Annotated in this window: 16 protein-coding genes; 2 read left to right on the top strand and 14 right to left on the bottom strand. The window is 69.4% G+C overall.

Going from position 1 to position 14,655, the window contains the following annotated elements; genetic code table 11:
• Positions 1-4: 4 nt before the first annotated feature.
• From A5692_RS16165 to A5692_RS16110, 12 genes are all read right to left on the bottom strand, one after another.
• Positions 5-1,489, bottom strand: coding sequence for a DUF2867 domain-containing protein (locus A5692_RS16165; protein WP_068057593.1), 1,485 nt, complete (start codon positions 1,487-1,489; stop codon positions 5-7).
• Positions 1,490-1,493: 4 nt separating this feature from the next.
• Positions 1,494-1,910 carry a hypothetical protein gene (locus A5692_RS16160; RefSeq protein WP_068057689.1) on the bottom strand — a complete coding sequence of 139 codons (417 nt, stop codon included), beginning with the start codon at positions 1,908-1,910 and terminating at the stop codon, positions 1,494-1,496.
• Between the two features lie 185 nt (positions 1,911-2,095).
• A complete protein-coding gene (locus tag A5692_RS16155; protein WP_068057590.1) occupies positions 2,096-2,389 on the bottom strand; it encodes a lipopolysaccharide assembly LapA domain-containing protein in 294 nt (97 codons plus the stop codon).
• Positions 2,390-2,685: 296 nt separating this feature from the next.
• Positions 2,686-3,090, bottom strand: a complete 405-nt coding sequence (locus A5692_RS16150) for a DUF2784 domain-containing protein (protein ID WP_068057588.1) — start codon at positions 3,088-3,090, stop codon at positions 2,686-2,688.
• A gap of 10 nt (positions 3,091-3,100) precedes the next feature.
• On the bottom strand, positions 3,101-4,111 hold the full coding sequence (locus A5692_RS16145) for a DUF5914 domain-containing protein (RefSeq protein WP_068057585.1): 1,011 nt from the start codon (positions 4,109-4,111) through the stop codon (positions 3,101-3,103).
• The gene (locus A5692_RS16140; protein WP_068057583.1) at positions 4,108-5,655 is read right to left on the bottom strand and encodes an FAD-dependent oxidoreductase; all 1,548 of its coding nucleotides are present in this window, start codon (positions 5,653-5,655) and stop codon (positions 4,108-4,110) included. The genes A5692_RS16145 and A5692_RS16140 overlap by 4 nt, the downstream gene beginning before the upstream one ends.
• Positions 5,652-6,377: a class I SAM-dependent methyltransferase gene (locus tag A5692_RS16135; protein ID WP_068057581.1), complete on the bottom strand. Its 726-nt coding sequence runs from the start codon at positions 6,375-6,377 to the stop codon at positions 5,652-5,654. The genes A5692_RS16140 and A5692_RS16135 overlap by 4 nt, the downstream gene beginning before the upstream one ends.
• Positions 6,364-6,675, bottom strand: coding sequence for a lycopene cyclase domain-containing protein (locus A5692_RS16130; protein ID WP_068057579.1), 312 nt, complete (start codon positions 6,673-6,675; stop codon positions 6,364-6,366). The genes A5692_RS16135 and A5692_RS16130 overlap by 14 nt, the downstream gene beginning before the upstream one ends.
• On the bottom strand, positions 6,672-6,995 hold the full coding sequence (locus tag A5692_RS16125) for a lycopene cyclase domain-containing protein (protein ID WP_068057577.1): 324 nt from the start codon (positions 6,993-6,995) through the stop codon (positions 6,672-6,674). Before A5692_RS16125 ends, A5692_RS16130 begins: the two co-directional genes overlap by 4 nt.
• On the bottom strand, positions 6,992-7,948 hold the full coding sequence (locus A5692_RS16120) for a phytoene/squalene synthase family protein (protein WP_068057575.1): 957 nt from the start codon (positions 7,946-7,948) through the stop codon (positions 6,992-6,994). Before A5692_RS16120 ends, A5692_RS16125 begins: the two co-directional genes overlap by 4 nt.
• Positions 7,945-9,477 (bottom strand): phytoene desaturase family protein, encoded by a 1,533-nt coding sequence (gene crtI, locus A5692_RS16115; protein WP_068057573.1) that lies wholly within the window; start codon positions 9,475-9,477, stop codon positions 7,945-7,947. Before crtI ends, A5692_RS16120 begins: the two co-directional genes overlap by 4 nt.
• Positions 9,478-9,504: 27 nt before the next feature.
• Positions 9,505-10,626: a polyprenyl synthetase family protein gene (locus tag A5692_RS16110; RefSeq protein ID WP_068057687.1), complete on the bottom strand. Its 1,122-nt coding sequence runs from the start codon at positions 10,624-10,626 to the stop codon at positions 9,505-9,507.
• Positions 10,627-10,906: 280 nt separating this feature from the next.
• Between A5692_RS16110 and A5692_RS16105 the strand changes: the two genes are divergently transcribed.
• Positions 10,907-11,416, top strand: coding sequence for a MarR family winged helix-turn-helix transcriptional regulator (locus tag A5692_RS16105; protein WP_068057570.1), 510 nt, complete (start codon positions 10,907-10,909; stop codon positions 11,414-11,416).
• Positions 11,417-11,500: 84 nt separating this feature from the next.
• On the top strand, positions 11,501-12,178 hold the full coding sequence (locus tag A5692_RS16100; protein WP_068057568.1) for a phosphodiesterase: 678 nt from the start codon (positions 11,501-11,503) through the stop codon (positions 12,176-12,178).
• 66 nt (positions 12,179-12,244) lie between these two features.
• Here the strand turns inward: A5692_RS16100 and A5692_RS16095 are convergent, their stop codons facing one another.
• Entirely contained in the window at positions 12,245-13,231 is a 987-nt protein-coding gene (locus A5692_RS16095) for a hypothetical protein (protein WP_068057566.1), read from the bottom strand.
• Between the two features lie 67 nt (positions 13,232-13,298).
• Positions 13,299-14,651 carry a TIGR01777 family oxidoreductase gene (locus A5692_RS16090; RefSeq protein WP_068057564.1) on the bottom strand — a complete coding sequence of 451 codons (1,353 nt, stop codon included), beginning with the start codon at positions 14,649-14,651 and terminating at the stop codon, positions 13,299-13,301.
• Between the last annotated feature and the right edge of the window lie 4 nt (positions 14,652-14,655).

Raw genomic sequence — 14,655 nt, 5'->3', positions numbered from 1 at the left:
CCTCTCAGCAGTGCGACGGGGCCGCCGCCCGGCTCGCGCCGGCGCGTGCGGTGGCCGTGACATCGCGCGCGATCCCGCCGAACACCGCATCGCGGTACGGTGCCGCCGCGGTCCAAAAGAGCTGGCCCGCAAGCCCATACGGCTGGAACAGCGCCCGCTGGCGGTAGCGCGAGCCGACGTCGTCGTGGGGTTTCGCGGACAGCTCCAGCCACAGGCGCCCGGGCAGCGGGATGTCGGCGCGCAACCGGACCAGCCGGGGCGCGTCGATATGCTCCACGCGCCACCAGTCCAGCGCCTCGCCCTCGTGCAACTCCTGCCCGTCGAGTGGCCGGCGCGCCGGCCGGAACATGCCGAGCGCGCCGTTGATCCAGCCGCGCAGTGGCCATTCCAACGGCAACACCGACCAGTTGCGCTCGGCGACGGCGGTGCGGATGGCCTGCCACAGCGTTTCGGGGTCGGAGCGGCTATGGCGTTGGCGCACATCCTCATACAGCGATCCACCCGCCCACCGCGGGTCGGTGGGCAGCGGCTGGGATGGTGCGCCGTTCGTGTCGGCGCGTGACCATCGGGTGCGCAGGTCCTTTTCCCGGACGTGTGCCAGGGCGAGTTCGACCGCCTCCTCGTAATGCGTCAGTCCGCCGTCCGGATCGGGTATGTGGCGGGCGATGTCGTGGTCGGCACACACCACGTCGTTTTCCAGCGACTCCATCAGCGAGACGGCCAGTTGGCGGGGAAGGGGGGTGAGTAGGTCCACCCATGGCGCCGAGAGCCGGGGCGTCAACAACGGCACCGGCACCGCCGGCCGCCTGGGCAGTCCCGCGATCACGCCGTACTTGCGGATCATTTCGGTGTAGGTGAAGCGGTCGGGCCCGCCGATGTCGAATGGCCGGCTGACCTCGGCCGGCAGCTCGGCGGCGCGGACGAGGTAGTAGAGCACGTCGCGAACGGCGATCGGCTGGACGCAGGTGCGCAACCAGCGCGGGGCGACGATCAGCGGCAGCCGCTCGGTGAGGTAGCGCAGCATTTCGAAGCTGGCCGAACCCGCCCCGATGATCGCGGCCGCGCGCAACTCGACGCAGGGAACGCCCGAACTCCCGAGCAGGCGCCCCACCTGGGCGCGAGAGGCCAGATGGTCGGAGAGCCTCTGCCCGTCGGGCGTGATGCCCCCGACGTAGACGACGCGGGACAGGCCGGCCTGCGCCGCACCCTTGGCGACGGTGCGGGCGGCGCGTTCGTCGAAGTCGACGAAGTCGGAGCGCAGCAGCGAATGCACCAGGTAGTACAGGACTTGCCGACCTTCCAGTGCCTGGCGCACCGTGGTCGCGTCGACGACGTCGCCCTGGACGACCTCCACCCGGCCGCGCCAGGCGACGTTGTCCAGCTTTGCGGGATCACGGGCCAGCACCCGCACGGTGTGCCTGTGCGCGAGCAGCTCGGGGACGAGTCGCGTGCCCAGATATCCGGTGGCGCCGAACACGACGCAGTGCATCAGGTCACTCCTTCGCCGAGTGGTCGTCGGGGCCGGCGGTATGGGCCGGGTGCGCGGGTGTGCGCCTGCTCTCTTTTAGCTGCGCTTCGTAGACGTGCCGGCGGCCGCCGGTGAGGCGGTCTCGCACCAGGCGTTCGACTTCTCGGAAGCATCGGTAATAGCCGTCGTCGTATTCGTCGATGACCTGAAAGGTCCATCGGCCCGGCAACACGTTGCGCCCGACGAGTTCGTCGCTGATGTATTGCGCCAGGTCGGTTCGTCCGACGTCGCGCAGGTGGGCGACGGCGGCGTCGAGTTGCAAGTCGGCGTGTCCGGTCAGCTGATGAAACGAGTAGAGGTGTCCCCGGGCCCGCTCGACGGTCTCCAGGGCCTCGGTGACTTTGCCGACGGCCTCCGCGACGTCATCCTTGGTTTCGCCCATGATCTCCCCCGACTGGTCGTTGCGGCATTCCCGCCGGAATCCGGGCCGAACCCTCCGGCGCACCCGGATAAGTTAACTGAGTTGATATTTAAGTTACTTGAATAAACTGGGTATAACCATCATCACGAATCGGGAAACGCCTGCCCGATAAGGGCTTTGCGCGCAGGCCCGCAGCCGGGTGAGGATCAGAGGGCCCTGAGTTGCCTCTTGGCTGCCCGGCGCAGCTGGATGATCCGCGCGGCACCGACGAGCACCGTCGTGGTCGCGCCGGCCACCGCTGACAGCAGGTAACCCACGCCGACGGGCAGGTTCCAGCGGAACACGAGGAAGTGCACCGCGACGGATTCGGTGTTCTGCGCGACGAAGATCAGCAGGACGATGAGGATCACCAGTCCCACGACAAGCGCCCACCACGCGGCCGCCAGCCGGGTGAACGATCGCGATGACGGCTCGGGGGAAACGCGCGGCTCGGTGCTCATGCTGGTGACTAGCCCGCACGGTCGCGCGCGAAACACGCGGAGTCCGCGAAATGTCGCCGCGTTCTGCCGTTTAAACGTCTGCGTCCGGGGTATCTGGCGTCCGATGACTCTCAAAGAGGTGCCGCAGCGGGTCTGGCGCGGGCGACGTAAGGTGGTGCGGCTCCAGCGCGATCTGTGGCTTGCCCAGTTGGCCCTCTGGCCCGCGTTGATACTGTCCGCCGTTCTGCTTGCGGCGGCCGGTTGGGCTTTGTGGCAACGCAACTCTCGCGGGGCTCAACCCCGCGCGGTGCCGCCCGTCACGGATTCGTCGGTGGCCGGCGCGCCGGGGGTACAGGCCGGCCGGGGCGGCTGACGCGCCCCGCGAACAGGGCCCAGGAGACGGCGGCCGACACAAACGCGAAGAATTGTGCGGCGCCGACGCGGCCGGAGGGGACCAGCAAGCCCGCGACATAACGGTCGACGAACCCGGTGGCGGGTAAGGGGTCCATGGCCGCGCGGCGGCGCGCCCACGATTCCAGTGCCGTCAACGGGCAGGGCAGTTCGAGCGTGACGACGGCGACGCCCCAGGCGACCGCGGCGCGGTGCAGCGCGATGGTGCGTGGCCAGCGCAGCGCGAGGAAGCCGCCTACCGGTACGTACGCCAGGTAGGCGAGGTGCGCGCCGACCGTGAGGGCGACGGCGACGACATACCCTTTTCGCACGGTGGACCCGTCAGCCGAGGCCGCTGCGGACCTGGTACCGGCGCTCGGCGTAGGCGAGGTCGTCACGCCAGAGCCTGTTGGCGGCGAAGCGCATCAGCGGGGTGATCACCGGCGCGGCCCGGGATGCCCGCTGGAACCCGGGACGGTCCGAATGCGCGATGGTGGCTTCCAGCACCGCGGTGCGGGGGCGTCCGTCGGGGTCCAAACCGATTGGGGTGGCATGGGTTTCGACGGTGCTGCCGGTTCCCTCGCCGTCCACGATGCGCATCACGATGGTGCGTGCCTCCGGGCAGCTGAATTCCGCGACGACGGGAACGCCCAGGCGGCCCATCCGGAAAGTCACCGCCACCAAGAAGCGATCGACGTGTTCGGTTGGCGTGGTGAGCACTTCGAGCCGAGCGAACGAGTAGGGGTGGAACCACGCACCGTGCCAGGGGTCGAGCCGATTGGCGATGATGTCTTCGGGCTCGCACACGCCCGCCATGCGGGCCACCGCGGCCAAGGTCTCGCCCGTCGGTCGGGCCGGAATCACCGGTTCATCCAACGGCGTTTCCCCGCCCGCTTCGTCGAGTCGCACCCACACCAGCGTGCCGTCGTCGTGACTGGGCAAGGGGCTCCACCCGAACTCACGAGAATGGCCGTCGAGCGCCAACCCGTGCCATCGGCAGATCAGCGTGCCGCGGTGCACGGCCCCGGTGGCCAGATCGGCCCCCAGGTGTGGGCAACTGCGGGGGCCGACGCAGAGCCGGCGTTGTTCGTCGCGCCAGGCGACGACCTCGACCCCGGCGACCCGTGCGCCCAATGGCCGGCCGGGCCGCACGTCGGCGGAGCCCGCGAACGCGAACCAGTTCCCGGTGGGTCGTAGCCGGGCCCGCTCCAGCGCGGCGTCGATGATGGCGGGCTGCGCATCCCGGTAGGTCGGTCGCTGGTCGGCCCACGACGCACGTGGGATCACCTGCAGCGGCCAGTCTTTGGACCGCGTCGCCGGCCACAGGTGTTGCAGCTGTTCGCGAATGTTCATCGTCGGGCACGTCCTTCGCGGGTGGCGAGCCATCGCAACAGGGGTGACCGGCCTCGGGTGGGTACGGTGACCAACGGGTGTCCGGCCAGTCCCCATTTTCTCAGCAAATGGTTCGCGGCGCACCACCCCGTGGTGGCGGCGCGCTCCATCAGCGCGACGGGCAGGTCGACGCGGACGGCGTCGCCGGCCAGCAGCAGTCCGGGCTGCGGCGTGACGACGGCGGGCCGGTCCGCATAGGACCCGGGCGAGAACAGCGGGCAATCGCTGCGATGCAGCAGTCGCTCGCAAACGACCTGCGCCGCCGCGGTTTCCGGGTAGACCTTGTGCAGTTGACGCAGCGCCGCCGCGCGGGACGGCGCGGCGTCGAGGGCGTAGGAGTGCAACTCGACGACCGACCCGTGGTGCGCGCTCGACCATTGTGCGGCCTCGCGTTCGTAGCGTTCCAGCACGCTGATGTTGTCCAGTGGCTCGTGGCCGGCGGTGCCCAGGAACGCCGGTCGCTCGTCGGCGACGGGCCGATCGAGCCACAACCGGTGCACGGCGAACGGCGGCGCGGTGCGCAGCCGCGCGATCTGCCCGCGCCAGTCATCGGTGGCCAGCTCGGTCGATGCGGCCACCACACGCTGCAATCCCGCCACGTCGGTGGCCAGCACCACGGCGTCCGCCTCGACCTGCTCGCCGGAATCGGTCTGCACCCGGAAGGGCTTCGTCTGGCCCGGGTCGATGCGCGCGGCGCCGGTGCCGAGCCGGAAGTGCACGTCGCGCGCCTCCAGGTAGGCCCGCAGCGGCTGCCACAGGGCGCTGTCGTAATTGGACGTGGGGACGTCGAAGATGAGGCCTTCCGACGACCCGAGGAAGTAGATGTGGAACATGGTCGCCAACTCGGCCGCGGACAGCTTCGACGGGTCGGCGAAGAAGCTGCGGGAGAACACCTCGAACGCCAGATGCCTTGCCGCCTGCGGGAACCGGATGTCCTTGAGGAAGGTCGCGGCGTCGATGTGGTCGAGGCGTTCGTAGATGCCGGGCACCGACACCGCCGCCAGCGGCGCGGCTGCGCGCGCGTCGATCTCGAGGAAGTCGCGAAGCCGGAACGTGGGGCTGCGCGCGGCGAAGGCCACGGCGTTCCACGGTGGCGTACGCGGCAGTCCCCGGAAGGTGTCGCGTCGGCCCGCCCCGTCGATGAGCGGATAGTCGTCGACGGGCGTGAGCATCCGCAGCTGGGGGTCGATGCGGCCGAGCAGGGCCCGCAGGTTGTAGTACTGCCGGAAGAACGCGTGGAAACCGCGATTTATCGCGAGGTCGGCCCCGTCGTGGTGCTCGGTCCAGCCGCCCACCCGACCGCCGAGGTAGTGCTCGCGCTCGACGACCTCGACCGCGACGCCGCGTTCGGCCAGCCCGGTCGCAGCGGTCAACCCTGCGATGCCGCCACCCACGACGACCGCCCGGGGCCTTGACGGCAGCGCACCGGTGTCCGGCAATCCTGTTGGCGCGGGCAGCGTTTCGCGCCGGGGATCGGCGCGGTCGGCGTTTCCCGGGCCGATCATGACGGCGTGTCCGCCAGGAACGTGTGGACGATGTTGGCCTCCCAGCCGGGCATCGTTTCGCTGTGCACCGCCGTGAAGCCCGCGTCGGCGAGGCGGGCCCGGAAGCGCGCCGCGCCGTCGAACTCCAGCACGCTGCGCCACAGGTAGCGGTACAGCGCCGCGTCCCGGGTGCGCCACCACCCGGCGGGAATGATGATCCCCCAGCACACGGCGTGCCAAATCACGGTGGCGGCGGCGGAGTCGCGCACCGAGTATTCGTGCACCGCCAGGGTGGCGCCGGGCCGCAGCAGCGTCCGGAACTTTCGCAGTTGGCCGTCCCGGTCGGCGAGGTTACGGATCAGGTAGGCGGCCAGGATCCCGTCGAAGGGTCCGGTGATGCCGTGCTCGGCCAGCCGCTCGACGGGGGTGTGCACGAACCGCACCGACGGGGGCCAGTCCTTCGCGGCCGCCGCGTCGAGCATGCCCCGTGAGGCGTCGACGGCGACGATGTCGGCCTCGGGGGCCGCGGCCAGCAGTGCGGCGGTCGAGGCCCCGGTCCCGCATCCGAGGTCGAGCAGTCGTAAGCCCTTGCCGCGGTCTGGGATTCGCATGCGACGAGCGGAGAGAAGCAGTTGTTCGTGGTATCCGGGGCTGGCGCCGACCAGCCGGTCGTATGCCGTCGCCCCTGCGTCGAACGCGGCCGACAATTGGCCTGGGGAGGGCCGGGCCTCACCGACGCGCACGTTGGCGTTCCCATCCCAGCAACACCGCGGTGGCCAGCGCGAAACCGAACAAGAAATCCTCGACGGGGATGTCGAACGGAAAGCGCAGTCCGGTGACCTGGCGAGGGTCATAGCTGACTATCGGAGAGCTGAGTTTGGTCAGCCAGCCATCGACCGGAACCTGGAAGCCGAGAATGATCAGCATCGACAGCCAATAGGCCGGCCGCCGGAACAGTCTGGTGCGCAACACCGCCAATTCCAGTGCGCACACGGTCAACACGGCCGCTACGGCCGGAACCGTGTAGCCCAGCCCGGTCATCGGCGGTTGACCCTTTCCAGGATGGTGTTCACGGCGTTGTAGGTCAGCAGTGCGCAGATCGGAATGACGATGAAGAACAGCACTTCCTCGATCGGCACCCGGAACGGGATGCTGAGGCCGGTGATGTAGGCGCGGTTGTACGTCCACACGTGCGCGGCGATGGCGATCTCGTCCCACACCAGAAACACCACTGCGACGGGGAAGACCGCCGTCACGAGCCGGCGCCATTGCCGGTAGACGCCGGGGCCGAACATCTCCAGGGGCGCGGTGATCGCCAGGCATGCGGCCAGGACCAAGAGATATTGCCAGCGATCGGTCATGCGGCCCCCGGAGGATCCGAAACACCGGGCGAACTGATGCGCGCCCGCCACGACCGTAGCAGCCCGATTCCGCCGACCTGCAGTCGTCGCGCCGTGCCGACTGTGGCCCGGTGAGCGAACACGGCGAAGTCGCTTTGTTCGATGCGGTCCAAGATTTCGGAGTACAGCGTCGCCGCGGCCGCGACGCACGGTTGCGAGCGGGGGCTGAGCATGGCGATGCCGGCTTCGGCGAATCGGTAAGTCTCCCGGGTTATCTCGTGCTGGGCGGTCAGCGCCTTGCGGACCCGCGGGTCGGTACGCCGGTTCTGGTGACACCAGGCCAACAGCTCGCGGTCGACCCCGTGGGCGGCGAGTTCGTCGGCGGGCAGGTAGACGCGCCCGCGCAGCAGGTCTTCGTCGATGTCGCGCAGGAAGTTGGTGAGCTGAAACGCCCTGCCCAGCGCGGCGGCGTAGGGCGCGGCCTCCTCGACCGGCGCCACGGTGCCCAGCACCGGAAGCACTTGCAGCCCAATGGCTTCGGCGGACCCCCGCATGTAGAGGTTGAGGGCTGTGCGGTCGGGATAATCGGTGACCGTGAGATCCATCCGCATCGAGGCGAGGAAGTCGTCGAACAGCCCGGTGTCGATCCGGTAGCGGCGCGCGGTGTGGGTGACCGCGGCGAGCACGGGATCCTCGAGATGCTCTCCGCCCGCGAAGAACTTGTCGGCCAATTGCTGCAGCCGCGTGCCGCGAATGTCGGTGCTCAGCTGGGGATCCAGGTCGTCGAGGATGTCGTCGGCGTAGCGCGCGAAACCGTACAGGGCGTGCACCGCCGGCCGCTGATCGGGCGCCAGCAGCCGGGTGGCCAGAAAGAAGGTGCGGCCGTGCGCGGCGTTGAGTTCGCGACAGCGGCGGTATCCCTCGCGCAGCCGCGGATCGTCGATTCCGGCGGCGTCCAACTCGCTGCGGATCATCTCAGCCCGGCTCCCATGTCGTGATGCGTCGAAGTCCGGTTGGCCCGCCCGGCACCGGGGCCGGTGATGCGGTCGGCGGCGAGCCGGCCCGAGATCAGGGTGGTAGGTACACCGACGCCGGGCACCGTCGACGACCCGGCGAGCACCGCGTTGTCGACGCCGCGCACCAGGTTGGCCGGCCGGAACGGACCCGTCTGCGCGAAGGTGTGGGCCAGCGCGAAGGGGCTGCCCGCGGCCATGCCCTGACGGGCCCAGTCGGCCGGCGTGACCACGTCCAATACCGTTGCGCTGTCGGGCAGATCGGGTAGCAGCCGCGCCGCGACGTCGTCGATGAGGTTGTCGACGTACGGGGGGCCCACGCTGCCCCAGTCGATGTTCCCGCGGGCCAGATTCGGCGCCGGGGCAAGCACGTACAGCAGGTCTTGCCCGTCCGGGGCGAGCGTCGGGTCGCTGGCCGTGGGGCGGGTGACCAGCAAGGACGGATCCTGCATCAGCCGTCCGTCGCGGATGATGTCGGTGAAGGTCTGGTCCCAGGAATCACCGAACAGGATGGTGTGATGCGCCGTGTCGGACGGAACCCGGCGGCAGCCCAGGTGGGCGACCACCGCCGACGGTGCCGGCCGCAGCCGCAGGGGCCGACGCGGAGTGCGGCCCAATAGCGCGTAGGTTTGCGGCAATTCGGTGGTCAGCACCACCGCGTCGCACGCGATGGGGTCCAGGCGATCCGTTCGCACCGCGCTGACCCGCGACCCGACGCGATCGAGTCCGGTAACCGTCGCGTTGTAACGGAATTGGACCCCAGCCTCGGCGGCCGCCCCGGCCAGCGCGTCGGGAAGCGCGCGAACGCCGCCGCGCGGAAAGAACACCCCCGCGATGGTGTCCATGTAGGCGATGACCGCGTATACCGCCAGCGCGTTTCGCGGCGCCACCCCGGCGTACAGCGATTGAAACGTGAAGACCCGCTGCAGCCGGGGGTCGCTGATGTGGCGCTTGACCACCCGATCCCACTTGCGGAACCCGCCGATCGCGGCCAGCCGCGCCAATTGCGGGGTGAGCAACGACAGCGGGGAATCGAAATTCGCGGCGATGAAACCGTCGAATTCGATTCGGTACAAACGGTTCAGCCACTCGCGCAACCGTCGGTAACCCGCTGCCTGCCCGAAGCCAGCGAACTCTTCAATGGCGGTTGCCATCCGATCCGGATCGGTGTGCACGTCGAGCGCGCTGCCGTCGGCGAACACCGCCCGGTAGGCCGGATCCAGCGGCAGCAGCTCCAGCCGGCCCGACCGGCTGCGACCCACTGCCGCGAACGTCTCGTCGATGATGTCGGTCATCGTCAGCACCGTCGGCCCGGTGTCGACGCGGTAGCCGTCGATGTCGAGCCGGCCGGCGCGGCCGCCCGGCCACGGCTGGCGCTCGACCACCGTCACCGCGCGTCCCCGGCCGGCCAGATGCAAAGCGGCGGACAGCCCCGCCAGGCCTGCGCCGATCACCACCACGTGCTCGCTGCGTCCTTCGATAGTCCGCATGTCAGCATGCTCCCAGACTTGTCGCACTCATTCGGCGCGATCCGTACACGCGGTCGCCATGTCGTTCAGCGTCGTGCGGACCTGCTCGTCGATCGAGGCGTCGTCGAGGTGTTCCCGTGCGGCTGCGACCCGGTCGGTGATCATCTCCTCGATTATGTCGACGGCCCCGGTCGAGACGATCAACGTTTTCCACCGGTCGAGGGCGCCGGCGTCGAGGACCCGGCCGTTCATCAGCTTCGTCAGCTCGGCGCGGGTCACGGAATCCGCCAGCTGGTGCGCGGTCACCACGAGGCTGGTCGCCTTGCGTTCCAGCAGGTCCCCGCCACAGGGTTTCCCGGTGGTCGCCGGCGAGCCGAAGACACCGAGCACGTCGTCGCGAAGCTGGAACGCCTCGCCGACGGCCGCCCCGTACCGGCCGAGCTGCGTCACCGTTCGATCGTCGCAATCGGACATCGCCGCGCCGATCTCCAGTGGTCGCCGCACGGTGTAGTTGCCGGACTTGCGGCGCGCCACGTCCAGTACGGTCTCCAGGGACGGCATGTGCCGGACATCGCTCGTCAGGTCCGCGAACTGACCCACTGCCAGCTCGGTTCTCATCGTGTCGTAGCGCGGCCAGGCCCGCTGCAGCCGCCTGGGTTCGACACCGCTTTCGCGCAGCATCTGCTCGGACCAGATCAGGCAGAGGTCACCGAGCAGGATGGCGGCCGATTCACCGAACCGCCGTGATGAGCCGGACAACCCCCGCCGGCGGTGCCATCGGGCGAATTGCAGGTGCGCCGCCGGCCGCCCCCGCCGCTCGGTCGACCCGTCCATGACATCGTCTTGCAGCAGCGCGAACACGTGCAGCAACTCAAAACTGGCCGCTGCCCGCAACGCGGCGTCGTCGGGCGGGGCGCCGCAGAGCCACCCCAGGTAGACGAACGTCGACCGCAGGCACTTCCCGCCGGACACGAACGCCGTCAAGATGTCACCGGCGGCATGGATCCGCGTGTCGTCCAGTTCGGTGCGCCGCGGGCCGACGAAGTCGGCGAGGTGGGCGAGAACGGCGTGCCGCACCCTGGTTCGCCACTCGGTGAAGTTCGCCGTGCCGGTCGATTGCTTCGCGATCACCGGCGACTCGGTGGCGGGTGTCAACGACAAAGCACCCATCTTGGCCACACGCTCCCTCCTGGACGGCTTGGCATTCCCAGGCTGGAACCGCTCAAACACGCGCGGTCGCGCCCGTCGACCCCATGCCGGGATGCCACTACCTTCAATAACTTAAACTTTAACTTACTGAACTTCATCGTTCTTGACCAGCCGCGGCGCACGAGTCGGTGACTTGCTTGCGCGGCCCGCCGTGCCCTCACGCCCGTTGCAACGAGGCAGCCCCACGGGCGGTTCACTCAATTAACCATTAACCAACTGAATGATCCGCCGTTTTGGGGATATGCTGCACACCGTTATGGACGCTGACGAACAGCGGCGGCGCCGAGACGCGCTGGAGTCGCTGATCTCGGCCGATCTGCGGCAGATCACGACCGAATCCGACCAGATCGGCCGACAGTTCGCGACGTCCCATCGATTGCGGCCCAATGACTTTCGTGCGTTGATGTACATCATGGTGGCGGAGATGGCGGGGCGGCCGATGACCTCGGGTGACCTCAGCCACCGGATGGGACTGTCCGGCTCGGCCATCACCTACCTGGTGGACCGGTTGATCGATTCCGGCCACATTCGCCGAGACTCGCACCCCGACGATCGTCGCAAGGTGATCCTGCGTCACGGCGAATCGGGCCTGGCCACCGCCCGGTCGTTCTTCAGCCCGCTCGGCGCCCACACCAGTGTCGCCCTCGAAGACTTACCCGATGCCGACCTGATGGCAGCACATCGCGTGCTCGGCGCGCTGATCTGGGCGATGCAGCGATTTCAGGGCGAGCTGGAAGCCACCGGGCATTGATCGGCGATCTGGACGGGCGGTATATCGGGATATCGGAGTCGCGCCGGGGCGTTTTCCTCGCCGGGAAAGGGGAACCCGCCGCCGGTGAGCGTTTCCGATCTTGTCGCGCTGCCCTTCCAGTGGGGCTCGGCCCTCCGGGGCAAAAGGTTGTTCCATCCCATCGGGGTCTTGGCGGAAGGCTTCATCGAGCGCGCCTCGCCCGCGGGGGAGGGTTTGCCGATCCCGTCCTGCGATGTCGTCGCGAGAATGTCGAAGGCCACCGGCACCCCCGGGGCATTGCCCGACTTCATCGGGCTGGCCTTCCGGTTCGCACCGCCGCGGGCCACGGGGCCATGGGACATCCTGGTCGTCTCCTCGGGGTCGGGGGTGCTGTCCCGGGCGCTGGCGCTGCGGCCGGCCATCTCGTGGAGCGGGCAGACGCTGACCACGCTCATGCCGCTGCACTATGGGGGAGCCAACTGGTGGCTGCGGGCCCGGATCGAGGGCCGGATCGATGGTCCGGGTCTGTCGCTGGGCAGCGTCCGCAGGCGGCTGCAGCACGACACGATCGACGTCTCACTCGACCAGGCCTGTGGCCGAGGCGTTTTCACCCCGCTGGGCCGGCTTACGCTCACCCGCGTCGTCGACCCCGAACGCGCATCGGAGGTGTCGTTCGATCCCGTTGTCAACGCCGCGCCCGGCGTGAGCCTGCATCCACGATGGCTCGCCGATCTGCGCGCCCGCGCATATCGACGCAGCCGGCGCGGCCGAGACGCGGACTAGCAGGCACCGTGCGGTCGCAGGGCCGGAGCTCAGGTGCCGCTGACCATGCGGCGGTGCCGTGACTCGTCAGGGCAGCGTGGTGATGGTGCCGGCCGCCTCGAGTTCGGTGTAATAGCTTCCGCCCGGGTAGAAGTCGGGTGTCGTCGTTCCCGCGACCATGTCGGCGATCCAGCCTCGGGTCAGGCCCCACACCGCCTCGATGTTGCCCGGCTTCGGACGACCACACACCAGGTTTTCGTAGAGGGGCGACGAGGGGCCGAGCGCGTCACCGTGTGCTCCGGTCGTGATCTTCACCCCGTGAAACGGCCGGTCCGGCAGATACCGTTCGATCGCCTTGGTGCCGCGTTGGAAGTAGTTGCAGAGAAGATGCGGCGACGCCGTGGCGTAGATCGGCAGCGTGGTGCTCGCCAGACCCGCCAGCGCTTCATCGGTGTTGGAACCGATGAACGACTTCACGCCGTCTTCGCTGACGATGCCGCGCAGTTGGGCGAAGGCGGCCGGGTAGGTGCTGTGTAGGCGTTCGGCGACGTATTCGACGGCTTCGGCCCCGGCCGAATGTCCCACGAACACCAACTTGTCGGGCAACGGCGTCACCGGTCGGCCGACGTCGGCCGCCGCCCTCGCGAAGGACGTCGCCAGCGCGCCGTTCGGATCGTCTTTGTGGGCGAAGACGTCGGCGATGTTGTCCAGGAAGCCCCTGTTGTCGATCAGGTGCTCCACCGTGCAGCCGAAGGCGCTGAGGGTGGGCAGCGTGGTGGCCACGACGAGGTACCCGCTGCCGGCGACCTCGGCGGCGAACGCCGACCATACCTTTTTGCCCTCGACGAAGCCGTGCTGTAGCCAGACCAGTCCCCGGGGCGGCGTGCTGGGGAAATACCACGTCGTCGGCACCGCCTGGGTCGTGCTCGCGCAGGCGACGTCGGTCGCGCTGTCCGCCTCGGTGGATTCGGCCCGGGCCTGGCGCGCGCCGAGCACCATCGCGGCCACCGCGACCATGCCCAGCGCGACCCCGCCGATCCGGCGGGCATGCCGGGCCGGCGCTCCTGAGATCATTAAGAAATTGAATCATTTATGGGCGCGGATCGGGCTTGATCAGGCGCGATTGCCGCAGATCTTCCGATCAGGCCTCGCGCCCGAGCAGGTGCCGCAGCGCCTGCTCGAGCTCGGGATGGCGGAACCGGTGTCCGGCCGCGGTCAGCTTCTGCGGAGCCGCCCGCTGGCTGGCACACGCGAGCTCGCGGGCGCCCTGCTCGCCGAGCAGCACCCGGGGCCCGAGCGACGGCACCGGCAACACCGCGGGCCGATGCATCACGCGGGCCAGGGTGGCGGTGTACTCGCTGTTGCGAACCGGGTGCGGCGCAACGGCATTCACCGGACCGGACAGGACGGTGTCCCACAGTGCGCGGTGATACACGTCGACGAGGTCGTCGATCCCGATCCACGAGAGCCATTGCCGGCCGTCGCCCAGCCGGCCACCCAACCCGGCGCTGAACAGCGGGCGCATCAGCTTCAGCGTGCCGCCGCGCGGGGACTGCACGATGCCCGTGCGCACCGGCACCACCCGCACCCCGGCCTGTTCCGCGGGCGCGGTCGACGCCTCCCAGTCGGCAACGACATCGGCGAGAAAGCCGTCGCCGCGTTCGCTATCCTCGGTGAGGACGTCGTCGCCCCGGTCGTACCCGTAGTATCCGATCGCCGATGCGGTGACCAGCACCGCCGGCTGCTGCCGGGCGCGAGCCACCGCCTCGGCGAGCCGACTGGTCGGGCCAATCCTGCTGTCGCGGATCGCTTTTCGATGCTTCTCGGTGAACCGGCCGGCGATCGAGGCGCCGGCCAGGTGGATGACCGCGTCGACCCCCTCGAACAGGCCCGGGTCGGGATCGTCGGGATTCCACTCCCGCTCGTCCCCTCCGGCGGGGCGGCGGACCAACCGGATGACGCGATGGCCGCCGGTGCTCAGAAACGCCGTCAACGCCGAACCGACCAGGCCCGACGCCCCGGTGACGACGACGGTCGCCGGCGCCAGCCCGCTCTCCGCGGCCAGCCGGTGCGCGGCCAGATCGTCGGCCAGCTGGCGGTGCCGGTAGGTGAACATGGGGCGCAGTAACGCGCTCGGCACCGGCGTTTCCACCCGGTCGATGACCCTGGTGCGGCCGTCGCCGACATCCTCGAAATCGTGGGTGTGCCGCCAGCGCACCGCGGTTCGCGCCGGCAGCGCGGCCAGCCCGTCACCACCGATGGCGTCGACGAAGCGCCGCGGCGGGTCGTAGCCGTCCGGCTGGTGCACGGCGACCCAGCGCAGGCCGCCCGGTAGCGCCAACGTGGCCCGGCCGTCCCTGAGCGAGGTGGCCTCGGTGACCAGCCGCATGGGCTGCCACGGTGGCGAGAGTCGGGTAAAGGCGCCCGGTCTGGTGTGCCAGGCGAAGACGTCGGCGATCGGCGCGTCGACAACGCTCGAATATTCCAGCCCCATACTG

This window comes from Mycobacterium sp. E342 (assembly GCF_001667665.1).
Taxonomy (GTDB): Bacteria; Actinomycetota; Actinomycetes; order Mycobacteriales; family Mycobacteriaceae; genus Mycobacterium.
This window is presented reverse-complemented; position numbering and strand designations above follow the sequence as displayed.